Raw genomic sequence first — 19917 nt, forward strand, 5'->3', positions numbered from 1 at the left:
GCGCGCGGGGCGGAACTGGATAATTTCGGACCTTGCGGGACATGCCATATGCCCGTCACTTAGGGCGGCACCGACAAGCCGATTCGCGGTTGAACTTACGAGCGGACCTGACCAGCCGATGCCAATAACAATACTCGATCTCGTCCTGCTCGCAGTGATGCTGATTTCCGGCCTGCTTGCGATGGTGCGCGGCTTCATGCGCGAGGTCCTGTCGATCGCAGCATGGGGCACCGCGGCTCTGGTCACGCTCTACGCGTTCGGGAAGCTGCTGCCGACCGCGAAGACCTATTTCAACAACGATACCGTCGCCAGCATCGTCGTCGTCGCCGGCGTGTTCATTGGCACCCTGATCGTGGTTTCCATCATCACGGTAAGGATTTCGGACATGATCCTGGACTCCCGAATCGGTGCGCTCGATCGCACGCTCGGGTTCCTGTTCGGATTGGCGCGAGGCCTGCTGATCGTGGTCGTTGCATTCCTGTTTTTCAGCTGGCTGGTGCCGGAAAAGCAGCGGCCTGATTGGGTAACCGGGGCAAAATCCCGGGTGGTCCTGCAAGGAACCGGGGATTGGTTAATGTCCCTCTTGCCTGATGACCCCGAGAACACCATCTTGAAGAGATTCAAGAAGAATAAACCAGATGACGACCAAACTGACACCGACCCGGCGGCGCCGGCTACCGGTGATGGCTATAGTAAACCGGCCCGCGACAGCTTGAAAAAGCTGATCGAGAAACCCGCGGGACGTTGATAACAAGCCAGAGAGAGGCGCGATGGACGCGATGCAGAGCCCTTCCGATCACGCCGACCAATTTGATCCGCATCCCGGCCCTATCGAGATCCAGGACGATCTCGAAGGCGACACGTTACGCGAAGAATGCGGCGTGTTCGGCATCTTCGGTCATCCGGAAGCCGCCGCCATCACCGCACTCGGGCTGCACGCCCTCCAGCATCGCGGCCAGGAGGCCGCGGGCATCGTCTCCTTCGATGGCAGCCGCTTTCATTCCGAACGCCGGCTCGGCCTCGTCGGCGATACCTTCTCCCGCCGCGAGGTGATCGAGCGCCTGCCCGGCAGCGCCGCTGTCGGCCATGTGCGCTATTCCACAACCGGCGCGACCATCCTGCGCAACGTCCAGCCGCTGTTCGCCGAGCTCAATGCCGGCGGCTTTGCGGTCGGGCACAACGGCAATCTCACCAATGGCCTGACGCTTCGCCGTGAACTGGTGCGCAACGGCGCCATGATGCAGTCCACCACCGACACCGAAGTCATCCTGCACCTGGTGGCGCAGTCCAAGCGCAGCCGCTTCATCGACCGTTTCATCGAATCCCTGCGCGCGATCGAAGGCGCCTACTCGCTGGTGTCGCTAACCAACAAAAAGCTGATCGGCGCGCGCGATCCGCTCGGCATTCGCCCGCTGGTGCTGGGCGAACTTGACGGCTGCCCGATCCTGGCATCGGAAACCTGCGCCCTCGACATGATCGGCGCCAAATATGTCCGCGATATCGCGCCCGGTGAAATCATCGTGTTCGACGAGCTTGGCGCGCACAGCCACCATCCGTTTCCGCCGAAACCGCCGCGGCCCTGCATCTTCGAATACATCTACTTCGCGCGGCCGGATTCGATCGTCGGTGGCCGGTCGGTGTACGAGGTCCGCAAGGCATTCGGCGCCCAGCTCGCGCGCGAAAGCCATGTCGAGGTCGACGTCGTGGTACCGGTACCGGATTCCGGAGTGCCGGCCGCCGTCGGCTACAGCCAGCATTCCGGCGTGCCTTTCGAACTCGGCATTATCCGAAACCACTATGTCGGCCGCACCTTCATTCAGCCGACCCAGAGCGTGCGCGAACTCGGCGTGCGCATGAAGCATTCGGCCAATCGCGCCGCGATCGAGGGCAAGCGCATCATTTTGATCGACGATTCATTGGTGCGCGGCACCACGTCGAAAAAGATCGTGCGCATGATGCGCGATGCCGGCGCGCGCGAGGTCCATTTCCGCCTCGCCTCTCCGCCGATCCTGTACCCCGATTATTACGGCATCGACCTTCCCGATCGCGGCGGGTTATTGGCGGCGACCCATTCGCTCGAAGAGATGCGCGACATCATCGGTGCGGACTCGCTGGCGTTCCTGTCGATTGACGGCATGTACCGCGCCATGGGTGAGCCAGGTCGCGATCCGGCCAATCCGAAATTCTCGGATCATTGTTTCACCGGCGTCTACCCGACCAACCTGACCGACCAGACCCAGGTCGAGCCGCAGCCTCGGCAATTGTCGTTGCTGGCGGAAGCGAGCTGACGGGCACGCGATGGCCCAGCCGATCATCGCGATTGTCGGCGGTCTATTGCTGGTTGGATTTATCTTTTTTGCTTTTCGACAGGGCATGAAGGTCACTCCGGATCCCCGTCCGGATCAAAGCGGTCACACCAATTACGGCGGCGGCGGAGGAATCTGAGAGACGCCAGCCTCACACTTACGAGGCTATCGCCATCTCGTGCAGCGTCGTCACCGTTTTCCAGTTTCGCGTGGTAGCGCCGACCGATAAGGCCTTCTCAATCGCATTGTTCGAAATCTTGCTCTCACCGTAGTTGACCGGGCAGTGCAAATAGATTTCTCGCTGCGCTAATCGATATTCATCGCGCGTGCCGGCGAGAACATCGAGCTTGCTGGCCGCAAGCTTGGACGCGGCCTCCACCAGGAATGTCACGTGCAGCTTCGCAACATCAATGCCTTTCTGTTTGAGGAAAGGATTTCCGGTGATGATTTCAGCCATTTCAGCGGCGCGGCGCACGACGACCGTCACCGGCAGCCGTGTCTGTTTGTCGATCGTGGCCTTCAGGGTCTGCTCAAGTTTCGATGCGCTGAGGCGTGAAGAAAAAACGATGTTGCCGCTCTGAACGTAGGTCTGGATATCCTGCAGCCCAAGGTCCGCGCAGGCTTCACGCAGCCAGCTCATCTTGAGCGAGTTTCCGCCGACATTGACACCCCGCAACATGGCAATATAGGCGGTCATTTCGTGCTCTCTTAAACGTTTGATTTTCCGGAGAGAGTATCATAAATCCCCTCGATCATGGCCGTTCCCCTCACCTCCCGTATCGCGCTCGTGACCGGCGCTTCGCGCGGCATCGGTTATGCTGCCGCCCGCGCACTGGCAAAGGCCGGCGCGCATGTTGTAGCGGTTGCACGTACGCAGGGCGGGCTTGAAGAGCTCGACGACGAGATCCGCAAGGACGGCGGCAGCGCCACGCTGGTGCCGCTCAATCTCACCGACTTCGAAGGTATCGCCCGGCTTGGCGCGGCACTGCATGAGCGTCACGGCAAGCTCGACATTCTCGTCGGCAATGCCGGCGTCGCCGGCCCTTCCTCGCCGCTCGGCCATATCGAGCTGAAGCCGTGGACCGATGTGATGGCGATCAACGTCACAGCGAATTTCCAGTTGATCCGCTGCATGGAGCCGCTGCTGAGGCAATCCGATGCCGGCCGCGCCGTGTTCATCACATCAGGCGCCGCCAGCGAGGCGTTCGCCTATCTCGGCCCCTACTCGGCCTCAAAGGCCGCGATGGATACGCTGGTGCGGGTGTGGGCCAACGAGACGGCCTCGACGCCCGTTCGCGTCAACCTGTTCAGCCCCGGCCCGATCCGCACGCGCATGCGCGCCACGGTGTTTCCCGGCGAAGATCCGATGACGCTTGATACGCCCGAACAGGTTGCGGAATTCATCGTGCCGATGTGCGCGCCATCGTGGACCGAGACCGGCAAGCTCTACGATTACAAGACCCGCAGCTTGATGAGCTTTCGCGCGCCGGCGTGACATGCGGGCACGCCCGTTGACTCCCGAACCTCGCCGCTATTCACTGCGCGCCAAGCGGGGAAACCCGAAACAAAAATACGGGAGGATGCCATGACGCGGACGCCAGATCGCGGCCACTCGAAACCTATCGTCGCCGGTCTTCCTGTAGCCCTCTGGCTTTCAAGGCTGATTTCTTCAAGGTTGATTTCTGCCGCCATCGTCGCATTCGCCTTGATCGGGACGCCGACATTGCCGCGGGCTGCCGGAGCAAGCGAGATCCCGACCTTCGCGGTCGATCCATCCTGGCCGAAGCCGCTGCCGAACAACTGGATTCTCGGTCAGGTTGGCGGCATCACGGTCGACTCCGCAGGGCATATCTGGGTCATCCATCGTCCCCGCTCGCTGACGGACGACGAGAAAGGCGCGGCGCTGACGCCGCCGCGATCGAAATGCTGCATTTCGGCGCCGCCGGTGCTGGAGTTCGACACCGACGGCAATTTGCTGCGCGCCTGGGGCGGGCCCGGCGAAGGTTATGAGTGGGTTGGGCGCGAACACGGCATCGAGGTCGATGACAGGGGCTTCGTCTGGATTGGCGGCAACGCCGAGAACGACAACGCCATTCTCAAATTCACGCTCGATGGCAAGTTCGTCTCGCAAATCGGCAAGATCGCGCCGACTGGCGGAAGCAACGACACCAGCCAACTCGGCAAGCCGGCTGAAACGGCCATCGACAAGGATGCCAACGAGATCTACGTCGCCGACGGTTACGGCAACCACCGCGTCATCGTGTTCGATGCCACGACCGGCGCCTACAAGCGGCACTGGGGCGCTTACGGCAATCGGCCGAACGACGAAAAGCAGGCGGCCTATGATCCGAAGGCGCCGGTCTCCCAGCAGTTCGGCAATCCCGTGCATTGCGTGAAGATCGCCAATGACGGTTTGGTTTACGTCTGCGATCGCATCAATGATCGCATCCAGGTATTCAAGAAGGACGGCTCCTTCGTAAAGGAGTGGTTCTATGAAAAGAACACGCTCGGCAACGGCGCCGTGTGGGATCTCGCGATCTGGCCAGATCCGAACCAGACTTATCTGCTGAGCGCCGATGGCGAGAACAACGAGATCCGGGTTCTCAGGCGCGACGACGGCACTGTCGTCGGCAGCTTCGGCCGGAATGGCCGTAACGCCGGGCAATTCCACTGGGTTCATGCCATCGCCGTCGACGCGAAAGGCAATGTCTACACGGCCGAGGTCGACACGGGAAAACGTGTCCAGAAATTCAAACTGACCAATCCGGACGCGCTGCGCTAGGCCTTGGCATCTCTAGCCGGAAGCCTGCCTTCTCAAACACCGGGCAGGCTTCCCGCGCGGCGCATGCAGGCATGCCGTAGCCGCCATGTCTCTTATCGGCAACAGAACCGCTCAATCGTTGGTTGGTATCGCCCAGTCCAAGGCGAGTGACGTCCAGTCCAAGCTGATTTCGCCGAAAGCACTAGAAATACAGTCCAGATTCCATAGAGGGCTGTATCATGAAATTTATTGTCGCGGCGTCGGCTGCATTATTTGGCGCCACTTCGGCTTTTGCTGCCGATCTTCCCGCACCGATTTACACCAAGGCTCCTATCGTCGTTGACCCCGGCTACAACTGGACCGGCTTCTATCTCGGCGCCAATGTCGGCTACAGCTGGGGCAGGTCGAGCGGCACGTCAGCGTTGACCAACGGCGCAGGCACGACGCTGTTTACCAGCTCCGGCGGCTCCAATCTGGACGGCATCGTCGGCGGCGGCCAGGCCGGCTACAACTGGCAGATGCAGAACTGGGTGTGGGGCCTGGAGGCCGACATCCAGGGCACGGGCGAGCGTGGCAGCCGTGACTTCACCTGCCCGACCGGCATCTGCACGCCGGGAACGCTTCCTGCTGGCTTCCTTGCTTTGGTTTTCGTCATTCCCGGTGCGGCGGTTCCGGTTTCCCTGGAGCAGAAAATCGATTGGTTCGGCACGGTTCGTGGACGCGTTGGTATCCTGGCGACCCCAAGAGTGTTGTTCTACGCAACGGGCGGTCTGGCTTACGGCGATGTCAGCACCAACGAGACGATCGGCGCATCGTCGTTTTCAGCCTCCGACCTCAGGGTCGGTTACACGGTCGGCGGTGGCATCGAAGGTGCGCTCGGTGGCAACTGGAGCGCCAAGCTCGAATATCTCTACGTCGATCTTGGCAGGACGTCAGGGTCGTTTACGACGGCGATCCCTGCTTTCGGCTCGGGCACCGTCGCCAGCGGCACGCTCGCCAGCTCCTATAGTTCACGTGTCACCGACAACGTGCTGCGGGTCGGCCTGAACTACAAGTTCAGCGGAGGACCGGTGGTCGCGAAATATTAGGAGTCGGATAGGCAGTATCTCGCCGCGCGGGCGAAGGACTGCCTCAATCCCGCAAACTGACATCTGGTGTCGCCCGGAGTCACGGCTCGCCGACGTCACGACGTCGGCGACAACGCTTTCCCGCAAGTCCGCAATCGTGGAAGACAGCCAACGATATTGATTTTGATTTCGAGTATTTCGGAAAAACAGATTGCCGGGCTGGCTCTCGCTGCTTTCATCGTTTGAACCCGATCTTGCGACCGTGCGACAAATTGGCGGGCCAGGATTGAGAGCATGACAGACGATGAGATGAAGTCGCTCCGGGTCTCGACCGAAGCCTTTCAAGGAGTTAGCGGCCTCGATGCTTTTCGCGAGACGTTTGGTCGCGAGATTCTCGGGATCGAAATTGATCCGCTTGACGGGCATCCGCTGGATATCGATTTGACGCTGCGGTCGCTCCCGGGTTTTGCCATGGCGGCGGGCACGTTGTCGCCGATGCGTAACCGCCACACCTCCGCGCTGCTCAACAATGATGACGTCGTCCTGGTCATGATGCAGAGCGGCGTCGGCGAGGTGAGCCAGTATGGCCGGGTTGCGACGGTCAACGAAGGTGAAGCGGTTCTCACGGCCAACGGCGCCGAAGCGACATTCATTGGACGAACGTCGACGCGCGTCATCAATTTACGCCTGAGCCGAAGTCTCCTGCAGCCGCATGTTGCCGATATCGACAATCTGGTCGCGCGGCCGATTCCCAGGGACAACCGTGTCCTGCAGCATCTGGTGGGCTATGCAACGATGCTCAACGATCAGGCCGAGCTGGCGAACGCAGAACTCCGCCGCATGGTCGCCACCCATATGCACAGTCTTGCGGCGCTGCTGCTCGGCGGCGGCGAACCGGGCCTGCATGAGCAAGGGCTGCGCGCCGCGCGCTTAAGGTCGATCAAGGATCATATTCGGGAAAGGATCGGCCGCCACGATCTGACGCTTGCCGATGTCGCGCGCAGCCAACAGATCTCGGAAAGCTATATCCGTCAGTTGCTCGCGGAAAACGGAACCACCTTCACCGATTTTGTCCTTGCCGGGAGGTTGACGCGCGCGCACCGCATGCTCGTCGACCCCAGTTACGCCGACCGCAGCATCAGCGCGGTGGCCTTCGAGGCGGGATTCGGCGACCTCTCTTATTTTAACCGCACATTCCGTCGCCGTTACGGCGCTACGCCGTCGGACGTCCGGCAAGGCATGGGACGCGCCGCCAAAGAAGAGTAGCTTTCATTTCCTCATTGCCGCCATCGTACGCGCGGCAATAAAGAGCGCGAGCGTCAACAGCGCGGCAGCCAGCAGGAATGGTGCTCCCGGCAGCTTTAGCGGCGACCGCGCGCCGATGAAATAGGCGAATGTCAGCGTGAAGAGAAACGGTCCGAGGAGCTGGGACACGCTTTGCACGCTGCCCGTCGCGCCCCGCAACTGGCCCTGCAGGTCCGGCACGACCATCGGCGCTTGAATCGCAGCCCCCAGGCTATGCCGAAACTCTTCCGCCCGTGGCTTGGATTTAGAGGTCTTCGTGCACGCCTCGCCGCAGCGATTGAGCCGGCAAAAGGTAGCACAGTCACAACCACGGCATATACGAAGGAAACCTTTGTAGATTAGCTTCATATATGCCATGGTGGCTGGATGAAATCAGAACTAACGGATTTTCCGCGACTGGGCGAAACGGGTTCTACCCAGAAGATCGTCGACGTCCTCGATCGCGCACGAGTCCGTCAATGAAGGATAATGACTCGGCGTTGTCCGGCGGCGGCGATCAAGCCGACCGGCTCGCTCCTGGCGTTTGGAAAGTGGTCTGTGTCGCGGCCATTGGCTCCTTCATGGCTCAACTCGACGCCACTGTCGTCAATGTGTCGCTCGCTAGCCTTGCCGTCGATCTGCACGTCAGCCTTTCGACGATCCAGTGGGTGACGAGCGGATATCTGCTGGCGCTTGCGCTGATGCTCCCGCTGAGCGGCTGGCTCGTTGATCGCATCGGCGCCAAGGCCCTCTATCTCTGGTGCTTCGCGGTCTTTACCCTCTCTTCGACCCTGTGCGGGCTGGCATGGTCCGCGAATTCGCTGATTGCCTTCCGTATCTTCCAGGGCATGAGCGGCGGACTGCTCGCACCCATGGCGCAAATGATGGTCGCCCGCGCTGCCGGCAAACAAATGGCGCAGGTGGTCAGCGTCGCCGCCCTGCCGATCCTGCTGGCGCCGCTCCTCGGTCCCGTCATCGCTGGCGCCATCCTCCAGTTCGCATCCTGGCGCTGGCTTTTCCTCATCAACCTGCCGGTCGGCGTCCTGGCGCTTGCACTGGCGGCAGCATTCCTGCCCAACGATCGGGAGGAGACGCGGCCGCGCGGCCTCGACCTGCTCGGGCTGGCCCTGCTATCTCCGGGGCTGGTGCTGTTCCTCTACGGTTCGGACCATCTGGATAAGCGGATCGGTCTCGCGGCCCTGGCTGTCTCCATCATCATGTTCGCGCTGTTCTACCGCACCGCGCGGGCCAAGGGTGACGCCGCGTTGATCGACCTTCGGCTGCTCCAGGGCAAGGTGTTCTCCGCTTCGATCGCCGCCATGTTTATGGTTAACGGCATCTCCTTCGCCGGCCAGATGCTGATTCCGATCTATCTGGTCCGCGCCTGCGGCCTGTCACCAAGCCGAACCGGCTGGCTGCTGGCGCCTCTGGGACTTGGCATGATGTGTACCTATCCATTCATGGGCCATCTCACGAAGCGGTTCGGCATCCGCAAGCTTGCAGCCTGTGGCGCGCTCCTGGCCCTGGCCGGGACACTGCCGCTCGTCTTCCTGGCCCAGCACGGTCTCGTCGTCACCGTCCTGGCCGCGAGCCTCTTCATTCGAGGCGTTGGAGTCAGCGCCATCGGCATTCCGTCGATCACCTCGGGCTATGCGTCAGTGGCGCGCCAGGACCTGCCGATGGCGACGACCGCCATGAACATCGTTCAGCGCCTCGGCGGCCCGACGTTGACGACGCTCTGCGCGGCCTTCCTTGGGTGGCGCCTGTCGGCGACGGCAGATCTCGCGTCGACGTCAGGCGCCTTCATCGCAGCGTTCGGTCTGCTCTGCGCCCTGCACGCGCTGCTGTTCCTCGCCACCCTCCGGCTACCCTGGCTGGCTCCTCACGCAGGACCCGTGTCCCAATCTCCCTCGACCGACCCGCGGCCTGCCTGAACAAACGCGATATCGATCAAGCCGAGCGCGAACATGTCCAGAAGGATGGTGACGAAGATGAAGGCCACCGCTCCGCCGCGCACCGGCGCCGCCTCGGCGACACTCCGGGCGCGACGCCTTCGGTCACGACGGCCGCTTGCGTTTGTGGGCGAACGGATTGGCTTTCTCGCGCAACGAGATCCGCACCGGTGTGCCCGGCAGTTCGAAAAACTCACGCAAGGAATTGACGAGATAACGAAGATAGGACTGCGGCACGGCATCGGCGCGCGAACAGAACAACACGAAGCTCGGCGGACGCGCCTTGGCCTGGGTGATATAGTTCAGCTTCAGCCTTCGGCCCGACACCGCCGGCGGCGGGTTGGCATCCACAGCCTGCTCGAACCAGCGGTTAAGTGCAGCCGTCGGGACGCGCCTGTTCCAGACCGCGTAGGCCTGTTCGATCGCGCTCATGAGGCGATCGATGCCCTCGCCCATCAAGCCCGACACCGCGACGATGGGCGCGCCCTTGACCTGCGGCAGCCAGTGATCGGTGTCGGTGCGCAGCGCCGAGACCAGATTGGACTGCCGTCCCATCAGATCCCATTTGTTGACCGCAATCACGAGTGCCCGGCCCTCGCGTTCGATCAGGTCCGCGATCCGCAGGTCCTGCTCCTCGAACTTGTTCTGCGCGTCCATCATCAGCACCACGACTTCGGCAAAGCGCACGGCACGCAATGCGTCCGCGACCGAAAGCTTCTCCAGCTTTTCCTCGATCCGGGAGCGCCGCCGCAAGCCCGCGGTATCGAACACGCGAAAATCCCGCCCCTGCCAATTGATCTCGACGGAAATGGAATCGCGGGTGGTGCCGGCCTCGGAACTGGTCAAAAGGCGCTCTTCCCCGAGCAGATGATTGATCAGCGTCGACTTGCCGGCGTTGGGGCGTCCGACGATGGCAACGCGAATAGGCCGCTTCGCAATATCCTCATCGGGATCGATGATGTCGTCATCGTCGAACTCTTCGGGTTCTTTCGCCGGTTCGGGCATCAGCGCGCGCACGGCGTCATAGAGATCGCTCATCCCCTCGCCATGCTCGGCTGAAATCTGGATCGGCTCACCGAGCCCGAGCGCGTAGGACTCCATCGCACCGATTTCTCCGTGCTTGCCCTCGGCCTTGTTGGCGACCAGCACCACCGGCTTGTTGGCGCGGCGGGCGAAATCCGCGAAAGCACGATCGTTCGGCGTGAGACCAACACGCGCATCGATCACGAACATCAGCGCGTCGGCAAGGCCGATCGCGGCTTCGGTCTGCTCCTGCATCCGCGCGGTCAGCGAGCCCTTTGCGCCCTCGTCCAGGCCTGCGGTGTCGATAATCGTGAATTCGAGATCGCCCAGACGCGCCTCGCCTTCGCGGCGGTCACGCGTGACGCCGGGCTCGTCATCGACCAGAGCAAGCTTTTGCCCAACCAGACGGTTGAACAGCGTTGATTTTCCGACGTTGGGCCGGCCGATAATGGCAATCGTGAAAGACATAGGTGATCCCTGCGCCCGTTATCGGGCGCATGTCAATTTAAGCACAAAACGAAATCAGCGCGAGAAACCACCGCTGGGCAGTGGCGCCGGGAATGGCGCAGCAGATTGTTGCGCCGATTGCGCGGGTTGAGCCGATTGCGCATCCGGGGCCGGTTGCGCGGTCTGCTGATCCGGTGGCGGCGCGGTGGTGCGCTTGCGCACTATCTTTTTAGGCTTGGGCGCCGGCGGGGCTGCGGCCGTGCTGCCATCTTCCTCAGGCGCTGCATTGGGATCCTGCGCGGCGTCCGGCGTGGTGCTGGCCGTGGCCGGCTGCTTGGTCTTGCTCTTGGCCTTGGATTTCTTCGCCTTCGGGTCTTCTTCGGGAGGCGGTGCCGCGGCGGCGGCTGCGGCATTCTGTTGATCGGTCGGCTGCTGCTCGGCAGCGCCCTTGTACAGATCCTTCGGTACACCCTGCTCGAGACCGGGAACGCCGTCAGGAAAGACCGGCTTGCGTTCGCCCGGCAGCTTCTTCTTGGTGTCGAGGAAATCCAGGAGATCGGTAGGATCCCAATTGCTCGCACTGGAGCAGCCGGCCAGCGCGCCTGTCAGCGCGATGAGAACAGCGGCAGCGATCAGACGTTGCGAGCGGCGCATATTCGATTTCTCACTCAACTCTTGTTCCGCCGTCAGCTTTTAGCAACTGGCGGAAGCAATGCCTGCAGCGCTTCGGCGCGCGAACGGAGGCCCGGAGGCGTCTCGGCGTCATTGGCAATCAGATCCAGCCATTTCCGCGCCGCGGTCGGATCGTTGGCGCGCCAGGCCGACAGCGCGAGCAGCTCGCGTGCGGTATGGCGAAAGGTCGCCGCCGCCGCGGTGGAGGGCTCAAGGCGCTGAAGCATGTTGGGGTAGCTCGTCGTCTCCAGCAGCAATCCGGCTGCTCGAACCTTGGCAAGTTCCTGCTCCAGCGCGCCGACACTGTGATCGGCCGATATGTCGTCGTAGAGTTTTACCGCGGCCTGCGGATCGCGGCTTCCGAGTTCGGCCGCGGCGCGCAGCCGCGCCAGCATCCGATAACCATATGGAGCGGTCGCGGCGAGGCTGTTGAAGGCTGCTTCAGCCTCGGAATGCTTGCTCTGCTCGGAGAGCTCCACTGCCCTGTCGAAGGCTCCACCGGCCTCAGCGGCCTTCTTGGCCTCGAGATATTGATAGCCCCGCCAGCCGCCCACCGCGGCGATAACCAGGAGCGCGCCGGCGACGATAAAGACCGAATACCGGTCCCACAGCTTTTTGAGCTGTTCGCGGCGGACATCCTCGTCTACTTCATCAAATAATTCAGACACTTAAAGCTATCCCATCCCCGATGGACCGCGCCATCCGTCAAACCCGGAACACGCGTGATCCCGCAATTGGCGGCGGCGATACCCTAGCGATATGGCGGTGGCAAGGCAAAGCCGCCCGCATTCCCCGCTCAATATTTTATTCGTTAATTCAATGCGATGCGGGCGCTGAAACCGTGGCGACGGCGCCCCTTGCGAATCAGGCATCGGAACCGTCGCGTTCAATCGCCTCAGGAACCTTGGTCAAACGCCGCCCGGCTGAACATAGCAATAGACGTAACCGGCACGGCTCAAAAATACGATGCCGTGTCCGGTCGGATTCGATTTGTCCCATTTGAGCTTGTTGTTCGGGATTTCGACTTCGGTTCCGATTTCGATATGCGGACGTCTGCGCGGCTCATCCGGCCTGTCGTCAGTAATAACCGCGTAAGTTTTCCCATCCTTGACGTGAACTTCGTCCGCCCAATAGGCATCGGCTTCGCCGCAACACGAAGCGGTCGGTACATCCGGTTGCATCAGAGCTTGATACCACTCTCTGACTGCGGGATCGACCGCGTCCCATTGCCCGAGGTCGCGCGCATCAGCGACTCCGATCATGGAACCAAACACCAGGCAGAGGACAATGCGTTTCATCTCGCACTCCCAGAGTTTTCCCAGCGTGTTTGTTCAAAGCAATGTTCGTGCCGCGAATCAGCTAGGCTGCGCAGATCGCATCATCGATGCTTGAATCGTTTTGCGCGCTTCGCGAATTTGTGATTTCGCGCGACTTAATGCGCCGCCAATGCGTCGCGCAGTTGCTTCTTCATCACCTTGCCGTTGGCATTGCGCGGCAGAGGCTGGATCGTCAACGCGATTGTCTCCGGAACCTTGTAGTCCGAGAGCCGCTCCGCGCACCACGCGCGCAAGACTTCGCTGCCAACATCGCTATCGCGCGTCACGACCACGGCATGCACGCGCTCGCCCAGAACCGGACAAGGTTTTGCGATGATGGCGCTCTCGACAACGGCGGGATGGCCGGCCAACACGGATTCGACTTCGGCGGAATAGATCTTGAGCCCTCCGCGGTTGATCATGTCTTTCTGACGGTCAAACACGCGCACAAAATTCTGTTCGTCGATCGAACCGAGATCGCCCGAATGCCAAAAGCCGCCGGTGAAACTTTCCGCCGTCGCCGTCGGATTGTTCCAGTAACCTTTGATGACCGAGCCGCCGTGAATCCAGATTTCGCCGACCTCTCCGCGCGGCAGTTCGCGGCCTGCGGCATCCACCACGATGATCTGCGCGCCGGGACAGGGCAAGCCGACGCTGTCGAGGTGCTCGGCCGTCAGCTCGCCTGGCATGACGGTGGAAGGCGATGTGGTTTCGGTCGCGCCGTAGCAATTCATCAGCTTCAAGTCACGGACATTGGCTTTAAGCTTCTCGATCGTGGCCACCGGCATCGGCGCCCCGCCGAAGCCGCCGATCCGCCAACTCGACAGGTCGTAGCTCTCGAAATCCGGCTGCAACAGGCAGAGATTGTACATCGCCGGTACCATTACCGTATAGGTGACGCGCTCACGCGCCGCGACCTTCAGGTACTCCACCGCCTTGAACTCGGGCAAAATGATCAGCGTGCCTGCGCAGGCGACCATGGTCATGACATTGGCAACGGCGCCGGTGACATGTGCGAGCGGCACTGCGGCGATCGAACGATCCGACGCCGTCAGTTGCAGGCAGGACACGAAAATCATCGCGGAGTGGATGACGTTGCAATGCGCGAGCATCGCGCCCTTGGGCCGGCCGGTGGTGCCGGAAGTGTAGAGGATCATCGCAATGTCCTCTTCGCCGACCTCGGCATGGTCCTGTAAAGGCGCATTGTCGGTGAGCGCGGAAAATGCCGAAGCGCCGGTGTCATCGACAGAAAGCCGATACTTCAGATCGGGCATGTCGGCCGCTGCGGGCAGACGATCCGACAGCGTGGCCTCGTGGATGAGAAGCATGGCGCCGCAATCGGTAAGCACGTGCGCAATCTCCGGCTTTTGTTGCCGGGTGCTGAGCAGCACCGTCACGGCGCCGAGATTGGCCACAGCGAACATCGCCAGCACGAATTCGATGCGGTTGCCGAGCAGCAGCGCGACCCGATCGCCGGCTCGCACACCCGTCTTCCGCAATCCGGTCGCGATGCCAGCAGATTGCTGCACGACCTCGCGCCAGTTCATCCGGCGCTCGCCGCAGACCAGCGCTTCGCCGTCCGGATTTCGCGAAGCCGCCTCCATCACCATCGCCCAGATGCTTTTGGGCCGTTCACAAAACGCCGGCACCACGCGATCGCCGAAGCGCGCCTGAAGCCCCATCGGGGAAATCGAATATCCCGACCAATCCATCGTCGCGTCCCGCCTCAGCACTTCTCTCAGCTCTCTTTAGCCCTTCGCCTTTCTAGCTTTTGGCCTTCATGCCGTAGACGTGCTCCGGACCCGGGAAGGCGCGAGCGCGCACGTCCTTCGCATAACCTTCGATCGCGGCCTCGATCATCGGGCCGAGATCACCATAGCGGCGGACGAATTTCGGCGGCCGCGCAGACAGCCCCAGCATATCTTCAAGCACCAGAACCTGGCCGTCGCAGGCCGCGCTGGCGCCGATGCCGATGGTCGGAATTGCGATGGTCTCCGTGATCTTCCGCGCCAATGGCTCGGCGACCGCCTCGATCACGACCGAGAATGCTCCGGCTTGCGAAACCGCGCGGGCGTCGTTCTCGATCGGCTCCCAGCTGCTTTCCTCGCGGCCCTGCGCGCGAAAGGAGCCGAGCGTATTGATCGATTGCGGTGTCAGGCCGATATGCCCCATCACGGGAACGCCGCGTTCGGCAAGAAACGCGATGGTCTCCGCCATCCGCACGCCGCCTTCGAGTTTTACGGCGCCGCACTGGGTTTCTTTGAGAATTCGCACGGCGGACTGAAACGCCTGCTCCTTTGACGCCTCGTAGGAGCCGAACGGCATGTCCACCACGACCAGCGCATGCTGCGAGCCGCGCATGACCGCGCGGCCCTGCAGGATCATCATGTCGAGCGTCACCGGCACCGTGGTCTCGAAACCGTGCATGACGTTGCCGAGGGAATCGCCGACCAGAATGACGTCGCAATAGCGATCGACCAGTGCGGCGGTGTGCGCGTGATAGGACGTCAGCATGACGATCGGCTCGCCGTTCTTGCGGGCGCGGATATCCGGCGCGGTCTTGCGCTTGATGGTCGATTGGACAGACATTTTAAACTCCGATGACGGGAACGCCGATCACGACAGGATGAAACACAAAGGCCAGCGCCAGATAGGCGACGATTCCGACCGCGACCGCAATCAGGTCGTTGCCAACACCGCCGACCGGGATTGGCGGCGCGCCGCTGTCGGCGCGATGTTTCAGCGAAATCCGGTCGAATACGGCCCAGGCCAGAAATGAACCGAACAGGATGATCGAGCCGAGATCGCCGTTGGCAAGCAGATGCGCGGCCGCCCATAGCTTGACGCCCGCCAGCATCGGATGCTTCAGCTTGGTGTAAATGCGGCCGCGGATGTAGGAGGCCGCCACCAGGATCACGGCTGGCAGCATCAACGCGTCGGTGATGTGCTTGAATGCGGTCGGCGGAGTCCAGACGTCGATCCATCCGGTTGCGCGATAATCGGCAAAACCCCACACGATCAGCACCAGGCCAAGCAGCGAGATCAGCCCATAGCCGGCCTTGTAACCGCCCTCGCCCGTCGATGCGACGACGCGCGCGCGCAAATCACGCTGTGTCGTGACCAGGTGGATCCCGAAGAACAGCACGAGGCCCAGGATCATTACCAGCAGTCCCACGACGTCCCCTTTTTGCAAGTGAGCCTCGCTACGGATAGCTCTGCCGGGGCGAAGCGTCTCAACGCCCCTCGCCCGTCATACGCGGGCTTGACCCGCGTATCCATCCCGTTTCCGGCTAATTGGATATGCAAAGACAGGCACCGTCACGCGGCCTGCGCTATATTGATCGTGTCACTTCCGTTCGTCTAATTGGCGAAAGCCTTCTCGGCGGCCGAGAGGACGTTGTCGTTGGGCTGCTTGGAGCAGTACTGCGACAAGGCTTTCGTCTTTTCGGTGAAACCCACCGGGTCCAGCACCGGGGAGTTATTCTTGTGACCGAAATAGCCGCTCAGCCAGAATAGAAATGGGCCGCGATCTTCAGGCGTGGTTTTCTCCCAGAACTGGTCGCAAGTCATCGCTGAAAAGTCGACCGGTGGCAGCACTTTGTGCTGTGCTTTCGCTTCATGGAACGAGCACAGGAGTACGGCGAAGCACAGTACCGCAACTGATTTCATGACGTTTCCTCTTATGAATTTGGCGGTAAACTTACCCATGCCTCGGCTTTTTACTAGCCCTTTTACGCGCCAAACCGATCCCGGAATTTTCCTGAGCGCGCACCTGACCACTACGATGTCGGAACTATGCACCGTTCGGGCTTCTGTCTTCCCGAACGGGAGGGTCGAACAGCGTCACGGCGTCCCCGATTGCGTCCCCAGGTCGCGATTATCGACATAGCGGATAGCGATCGGCCGGCCGGCGAGCGCGCCAGCTAAGTCGCCACTGAATTTCAGCGGCACGCAGGCATCGAGCGAGGCGTTGATCGCCTTGAGATAGGTATCGCGGATGTCGGCCGAGACACCCGCGGTCGCGAAAGTCAGGCGCGGCGAGGCAATGATCTCGCCGGACCGCTTGAAGCTGAAACGCACCGTTATCTGCATGCCCTGCTTGGCCGCATCAGCCGGTGGTGGTGACCAGCAGGACCGCAATTCCGCAAAGAGATCGCCGATGGTATCGAGATCGTGGTCGGGCTTGACGTATTTTGCCTTGTCATCGTCAGGCGGCACGCTTTCGATCGTTAGCTGCAAATTCTCGCCATAAGGATAATCGATCTCCGGAATGCACGGCCCGTGATTGAAGACGCTGCAGAACGTCGGCGTGCAGGGGCGTCCACTCAGCACGCTGCAAGGGGCATGGGAAAACGGCGTGGCGTCGATTTGATGCCGATGCCGGGCCTTGGCGGCGCCCGCAACAGCCATTCCTGCGGTGACAATAACAAGCCAAATAACGATGCGCCGGAGCATGAAGCGAGCCCTCGAAAGCAACACGATTTAACCGAAAATGATGCGCGCAGCCGGCGTTATCAAGCCTGGATCTGGTCACATCCGCGCGTTCACGGCCGGCAGCCCCTGACCAATACGCTCCGCCTCAGATGTCGCGCGCGTGCTGCTTCAGGTAATCTTGATCCGGCTCGACCCCGATGCCGGGAATATCGTTCAGCCTGATCATGCCGCCGCGCTCGATCCCGCTTTTGGCCGGATAAAGGCCGGCCTCATCGATAAACTGCGTTCCGTTCAGCGCCACCGGGCCATCGAGCCCAAATACGCTGGCGAGCTGACACGCCGCCATTTTGGTGAGTAGCCCGTCCGTCAACCCGCTGACCAGCATCGGCAGCCCCGCGGCCTGTGCGACCGCAATCTGCTGCAATGACGGCCACACTCCGCCGCTGCGGGTGACCTTGATGATGAGGTAGTCGACCAGCCCCGCGGCGACATGATTGAGGAAATCACCCGGGCTGACGCTGGCCTCGTCCACCGCCAGCGGAATGCGGGTAGCGCGGCGTAGTTCACGCATGGCAGTGAACTGATCCGCCGGCAGCGGCTGTTCGAGGATATCGACCCCGATCTCCTCGAATGCGCGCGCGACATATTTGGCGCCGGTGATGTTGAAACCCTGATTGGCGTCCGACCACAGGAAACCGCCGCTCGCGATCGTCTGCTTCAGCGCCTTGGCCACCGCAATGTCGGTCTCCGGCTGCACCGCCGCCTTGAAATTGAAATGCCTGTATCCGTCGGCCTGTCCGGCCAGCATTTGCTGCCTCGCCTCTTCGGCATCGTGGCCGGTGATCGTGAAGCTGATCGACAGATCGCGCCGCTCGCGTGCGCCACCGAGGAACTCGCGTAGTGGCAGACCGGCGCGCTTGGCAACGAGATCATGGATGGCGATATCGATCGCCGATTTGGCGATCGGCTGTCCGGTGCTGGTTCCCCGTCCGATGGCCGCGTTCATCCTGGCGTGCAGGCCGGCGCGATCGGATACGTCATGGCCGATGATGGCAGGTGCGAGGTGACGGCGGATGGTAGATACCGCCGATTCCGGCGTCTCATAAGACCATTGCCGCATCGGTCGGCACTCGCCCCAGCCCACGACACCGTCGTCGTCGCGGATTTTGACGTAGATCAGGATGACTTCGTCGCCGGCTCCCCCGGCGCTTCCCGATGCGAAGGTGAAGGTCGACTTGACGCGAACCCCGACGGGAAAGACTTCGACCGATTCAATCCGGCTCATTACTTATTCTTTCGCATCGCGCGGACTCGCTTTGGCATCACGCAGGCTTGCCCGCAGGGGCTGCCGTGAGGGCTGAGCTTTCGGCCTCACCTATGCCGCCTCTGACGAAGACCAGCAAGATGACCGCGCCGAGCACGAGCATCGCTCCCGTAAAGGCGAACGCCGCGTCGAACGCCTTGGACGAGCTGACGATGTAGCCGGTGACAATCGGCGCGGTGACACCGACCACATTCGCACCCGAGGTGAACATCGCAACAGCCTTGCTGGCATTGCCGGAGCTTCGCACGAGGTCGTTGCATAACACGGTATTGAGCGAAATGGCATTGGCGAGAAACGTCACCGCGATGGTGAGCGCGAGCACGACAGCCCATGTCGATTGAAGCCACGGCGTTGCCGCCATCAGCATCGCCGGGACGAACGAGGCGATCACGGCCTTCTTGCGGGCACCGGCCTTTAGCGCCTCAGCCGTAAAGATCTTGTCGGTAACGCGCGCAAGCAAGATCGCACCTATCACGGCGGTGCCGTAGATAATGGCGGTATACAGTCCCGATCCGAAGATCGCGATGCCGCGCTGGGTCTGCAGATAGTTGGGCAGCCAGCTCAGCAGCATGTAATAGGCATAGACAAGGCAGCCTTGCGCCAACGTCAGCGCCCACAATGATGGGCTTTTGAGCAGGCTCGCAAATCCGGTCGAACCCTGCTCCGGCGGACTATCGTCGCGCGTTTTGAGGATATGGGCGCGCTCCTCTTCGCTCAGCCATTTGGTATCCTTGGGATCCCGGATCGTCGCCACCCACACCAGCGCCCAGGCGATGCCGATCGCACCGGTGACGACGAACGACATCCGCCATCCCCCGACCAGCACCAGCCAGCCGACGAACAGCGCGCCAAAACCGACGCCGAACGATTGCCCGAGCGAAATCGCCGATATCGCGACGCCGTATTCCGAGCGCGGAGCCCAGGCGCGGACGGTCTTTGTCCCCACCGGCCACGCGGCTGCCTCGCCGGTGCCAAGGCAGATACGCGCAATCATCAGGCCGACGATGCCGGTGATGGCAGCGGTCGAAGCTGTCGCAAGCGACCATAGCGCGACCGCGCCGGGCGCCAGCCGCCGCACGCCGAAACGGTCGGCCAGATAGCCGGCCGGGATCAGGATCACGATGTAGGACCACAGGAAAGCTGAGAAGATCCAGCCGAGCTGGATCGGCGTCAGGCTAAGCTCCTTGGCGATCGTGCCGGCAGCAACCGACAGGTTGACGCGATCGAGGTAATTGATCGCCGTCATCAGAAACAGCATCGAATAGACGAATGTCCGGCCGGGAATTTTCATGCCCCTCCCCCCATATTTGCGCACGTTGATCAGTGCCGCG

20 protein-coding genes and 1 pseudogene are annotated in these 19917 nt (G+C 61.8%); 8 read left to right on the forward strand and 13 right to left on the reverse strand.

Features of this window, described 5'->3' with window-relative positions:
- The first annotated feature begins 118 nt into the window (after window positions 1-118).
- Genes BLV09_RS08660 through BLV09_RS37135 form a run of 3 tightly spaced genes read left to right on the forward strand, consistent with a single transcriptional unit; the run spans window position 119 to window position 2445 of the window.
- Window positions 119-748 carry a CvpA family protein gene (locus tag BLV09_RS08660; protein ID WP_100381452.1) on the forward strand — a complete coding sequence of 210 codons (630 nt, stop codon included), beginning with the start codon at window positions 119-121 and terminating at the stop codon, window positions 746-748.
- A gap of 22 nt (window positions 749-770) precedes the next feature.
- Window positions 771-2288, forward strand: coding sequence for an amidophosphoribosyltransferase (purF, locus tag BLV09_RS08665; protein ID WP_174556531.1), 1518 nt, complete (start codon window positions 771-773; stop codon window positions 2286-2288).
- A 10-nt stretch (window positions 2289-2298) separates the two neighbouring features.
- Entirely contained in the window at window positions 2299-2445 is a 147-nt protein-coding gene (locus BLV09_RS37135; RefSeq protein WP_167558663.1) for a hypothetical protein, read from the forward strand.
- A gap of 18 nt (window positions 2446-2463) precedes the next feature.
- Here the strand turns inward: BLV09_RS37135 and BLV09_RS08670 are convergent, their stop codons facing one another.
- Window positions 2464-3003, reverse strand: a complete 540-nt coding sequence (locus BLV09_RS08670; protein WP_146686982.1) for a DUF1697 domain-containing protein — start codon at window positions 3001-3003, stop codon at window positions 2464-2466.
- Between the two features lie 57 nt (window positions 3004-3060).
- On the opposite strand from BLV09_RS08670, the gene BLV09_RS08675 reads away from it, so the two are divergent.
- From BLV09_RS08675 to BLV09_RS08690, 4 genes are all read left to right on the forward strand, one after another.
- A complete protein-coding gene (locus BLV09_RS08675; protein WP_146686983.1) occupies window positions 3061-3801 on the forward strand; it encodes an SDR family NAD(P)-dependent oxidoreductase in 741 nt (246 codons plus the stop codon).
- Between the two features lie 90 nt (window positions 3802-3891).
- Window positions 3892-5088, forward strand: coding sequence for a hypothetical protein (locus BLV09_RS08680; protein WP_146686984.1), 1197 nt, complete (start codon window positions 3892-3894; stop codon window positions 5086-5088).
- A 218-nt stretch (window positions 5089-5306) separates the two neighbouring features.
- On the forward strand, window positions 5307-6155 hold the full coding sequence (locus tag BLV09_RS08685; protein WP_146686985.1) for an outer membrane protein: 849 nt from the start codon (window positions 5307-5309) through the stop codon (window positions 6153-6155).
- 273 nt (window positions 6156-6428) lie between these two features.
- Entirely contained in the window at window positions 6429-7400 is a 972-nt protein-coding gene (locus BLV09_RS08690; RefSeq protein ID WP_146686986.1) for an AraC family transcriptional regulator, read from the forward strand.
- A 3-nt stretch (window positions 7401-7403) separates the two neighbouring features.
- Here BLV09_RS08690 and BLV09_RS08695 read toward each other — a convergent pair.
- Window positions 7404-7646 (reverse strand): annotated as a pseudogene (locus tag BLV09_RS08695) (tetracycline resistance MFS efflux pump); the annotation flags it as partial.
- Window positions 7647-7897: 251 nt separating this feature from the next.
- On the opposite strand from BLV09_RS08695, the gene BLV09_RS08700 reads away from it, so the two are divergent.
- The gene (locus BLV09_RS08700) at window positions 7898-9352 is read left to right on the forward strand and encodes a DHA2 family efflux MFS transporter permease subunit (protein WP_146691028.1); all 1455 of its coding nucleotides are present in this window, start codon (window positions 7898-7900) and stop codon (window positions 9350-9352) included.
- 123 nt (window positions 9353-9475) lie between these two features.
- Here the strand turns inward: BLV09_RS08700 and der are convergent, their stop codons facing one another.
- From der to BLV09_RS08755, 11 genes are all read right to left on the reverse strand, one after another.
- On the reverse strand, window positions 9476-10861 hold the full coding sequence (gene der, locus BLV09_RS08705) for a ribosome biogenesis GTPase Der (protein WP_146686987.1): 1386 nt from the start codon (window positions 10859-10861) through the stop codon (window positions 9476-9478).
- Between the two features lie 54 nt (window positions 10862-10915).
- Window positions 10916-11494: a hypothetical protein gene (locus BLV09_RS08710; RefSeq protein ID WP_100381444.1), complete on the reverse strand. Its 579-nt coding sequence runs from the start codon at window positions 11492-11494 to the stop codon at window positions 10916-10918.
- A 32-nt stretch (window positions 11495-11526) separates the two neighbouring features.
- Window positions 11527-12180, reverse strand: coding sequence for a tetratricopeptide repeat protein (locus tag BLV09_RS08715; protein ID WP_146686988.1), 654 nt, complete (start codon window positions 12178-12180; stop codon window positions 11527-11529).
- A 240-nt stretch (window positions 12181-12420) separates the two neighbouring features.
- Window positions 12421-12810, reverse strand: a complete 390-nt coding sequence (locus BLV09_RS08720) for a hypothetical protein (protein WP_244549009.1) — start codon at window positions 12808-12810, stop codon at window positions 12421-12423.
- Window positions 12811-12944: 134 nt separating this feature from the next.
- Complete coding sequence (locus BLV09_RS08725) at window positions 12945-14540, reverse strand: class I adenylate-forming enzyme family protein (RefSeq protein WP_146686989.1); 1596 nt, start codon at window positions 14538-14540, stop codon at window positions 12945-12947.
- A 52-nt stretch (window positions 14541-14592) separates the two neighbouring features.
- Window positions 14593-15417: a 3-methyl-2-oxobutanoate hydroxymethyltransferase gene (gene panB / locus BLV09_RS08730; RefSeq protein WP_146686990.1), complete on the reverse strand. Its 825-nt coding sequence runs from the start codon at window positions 15415-15417 to the stop codon at window positions 14593-14595.
- A 1-nt stretch (window position 15418) separates the two neighbouring features.
- Entirely contained in the window at window positions 15419-16003 is a 585-nt protein-coding gene (locus tag BLV09_RS08735) for an NnrU family protein (RefSeq protein WP_146686991.1), read from the reverse strand.
- 185 nt (window positions 16004-16188) lie between these two features.
- A complete protein-coding gene (locus tag BLV09_RS08740) occupies window positions 16189-16497 on the reverse strand; it encodes an HdeA/HdeB family chaperone (protein ID WP_157809868.1) in 309 nt (102 codons plus the stop codon).
- Between the two features lie 174 nt (window positions 16498-16671).
- A complete protein-coding gene (locus BLV09_RS08745) occupies window positions 16672-17283 on the reverse strand; it encodes a hypothetical protein (RefSeq protein WP_146686992.1) in 612 nt (203 codons plus the stop codon).
- Window positions 17284-17407: 124 nt separating this feature from the next.
- The gene (locus BLV09_RS08750; protein ID WP_146686993.1) at window positions 17408-18547 is read right to left on the reverse strand and encodes a mandelate racemase/muconate lactonizing enzyme family protein; all 1140 of its coding nucleotides are present in this window, start codon (window positions 18545-18547) and stop codon (window positions 17408-17410) included.
- A 37-nt stretch (window positions 18548-18584) separates the two neighbouring features.
- Complete coding sequence (locus BLV09_RS08755) at window positions 18585-19877, reverse strand: MFS transporter (protein ID WP_146686994.1); 1293 nt, start codon at window positions 19875-19877, stop codon at window positions 18585-18587.
- Window positions 19878-19917: the final 40 nt, after the last annotated feature.

Source organism: Bradyrhizobium canariense (assembly GCF_900105125.1).
Lineage (GTDB): Bacteria > Pseudomonadota > Alphaproteobacteria > Rhizobiales > Xanthobacteraceae > Bradyrhizobium > Bradyrhizobium canariense_A.

Coding starts and splice junctions, on each gene's coding strand:
- BLV09_RS08660 (WP_100381452.1), top strand. CDS start 119: ATGCCAATAACAATACTCGATCTCGTCCTGCTCGCAGTGATGCTGATT.
- purF (WP_174556531.1), top strand. CDS start 771: ATGGACGCGATGCAGAGCCCTTCCGATCACGCCGACCAATTTGATCCG.
- BLV09_RS37135 (WP_167558663.1), top strand. CDS start 2,299: ATGGCCCAGCCGATCATCGCGATTGTCGGCGGTCTATTGCTGGTTGGA.
- BLV09_RS08670 (WP_146686982.1), bottom strand. CDS start 3,003: ATGACCGCCTATATTGCCATGTTGCGGGGTGTCAATGTCGGCGGAAAC.
- BLV09_RS08675 (WP_146686983.1), top strand. CDS start 3,061: ATGGCCGTTCCCCTCACCTCCCGTATCGCGCTCGTGACCGGCGCTTCG.
- BLV09_RS08680 (WP_146686984.1), top strand. CDS start 3,892: ATGACGCGGACGCCAGATCGCGGCCACTCGAAACCTATCGTCGCCGGT.
- BLV09_RS08685 (WP_146686985.1), top strand. CDS start 5,307: ATGAAATTTATTGTCGCGGCGTCGGCTGCATTATTTGGCGCCACTTCG.
- BLV09_RS08690 (WP_146686986.1), top strand. CDS start 6,429: ATGACAGACGATGAGATGAAGTCGCTCCGGGTCTCGACCGAAGCCTTT.
- BLV09_RS08700 (WP_146691028.1), top strand. CDS start 7,898: ATGAAGGATAATGACTCGGCGTTGTCCGGCGGCGGCGATCAAGCCGAC.
- der (WP_146686987.1), bottom strand. CDS start 10,861: ATGTCTTTCACGATTGCCATTATCGGCCGGCCCAACGTCGGAAAATCA.
- BLV09_RS08710 (WP_100381444.1), bottom strand. CDS start 11,494: ATGCGCCGCTCGCAACGTCTGATCGCTGCCGCTGTTCTCATCGCGCTG.
- BLV09_RS08720 (WP_244549009.1), bottom strand. CDS start 12,810: ATGAAACGCATTGTCCTCTGCCTGGTGTTTGGTTCCATGATCGGAGTC.
- BLV09_RS08725 (WP_146686989.1), bottom strand. CDS start 14,540: ATGGATTGGTCGGGATATTCGATTTCCCCGATGGGGCTTCAGGCGCGC.
- panB (WP_146686990.1), bottom strand. CDS start 15,417: ATGTCTGTCCAATCGACCATCAAGCGCAAGACCGCGCCGGATATCCGC.
- BLV09_RS08740 (WP_157809868.1), bottom strand. CDS start 16,497: ATGAAATCAGTTGCGGTACTGTGCTTCGCCGTACTCCTGTGCTCGTTC.
- BLV09_RS08745 (WP_146686992.1), bottom strand. CDS start 17,283: ATGCTCCGGCGCATCGTTATTTGGCTTGTTATTGTCACCGCAGGAATG.
- BLV09_RS08750 (WP_146686993.1), bottom strand. CDS start 18,547: ATGAGCCGGATTGAATCGGTCGAAGTCTTTCCCGTCGGGGTTCGCGTC.
- BLV09_RS08755 (WP_146686994.1), bottom strand. CDS start 19,877: ATGAAAATTCCCGGCCGGACATTCGTCTATTCGATGCTGTTTCTGATG.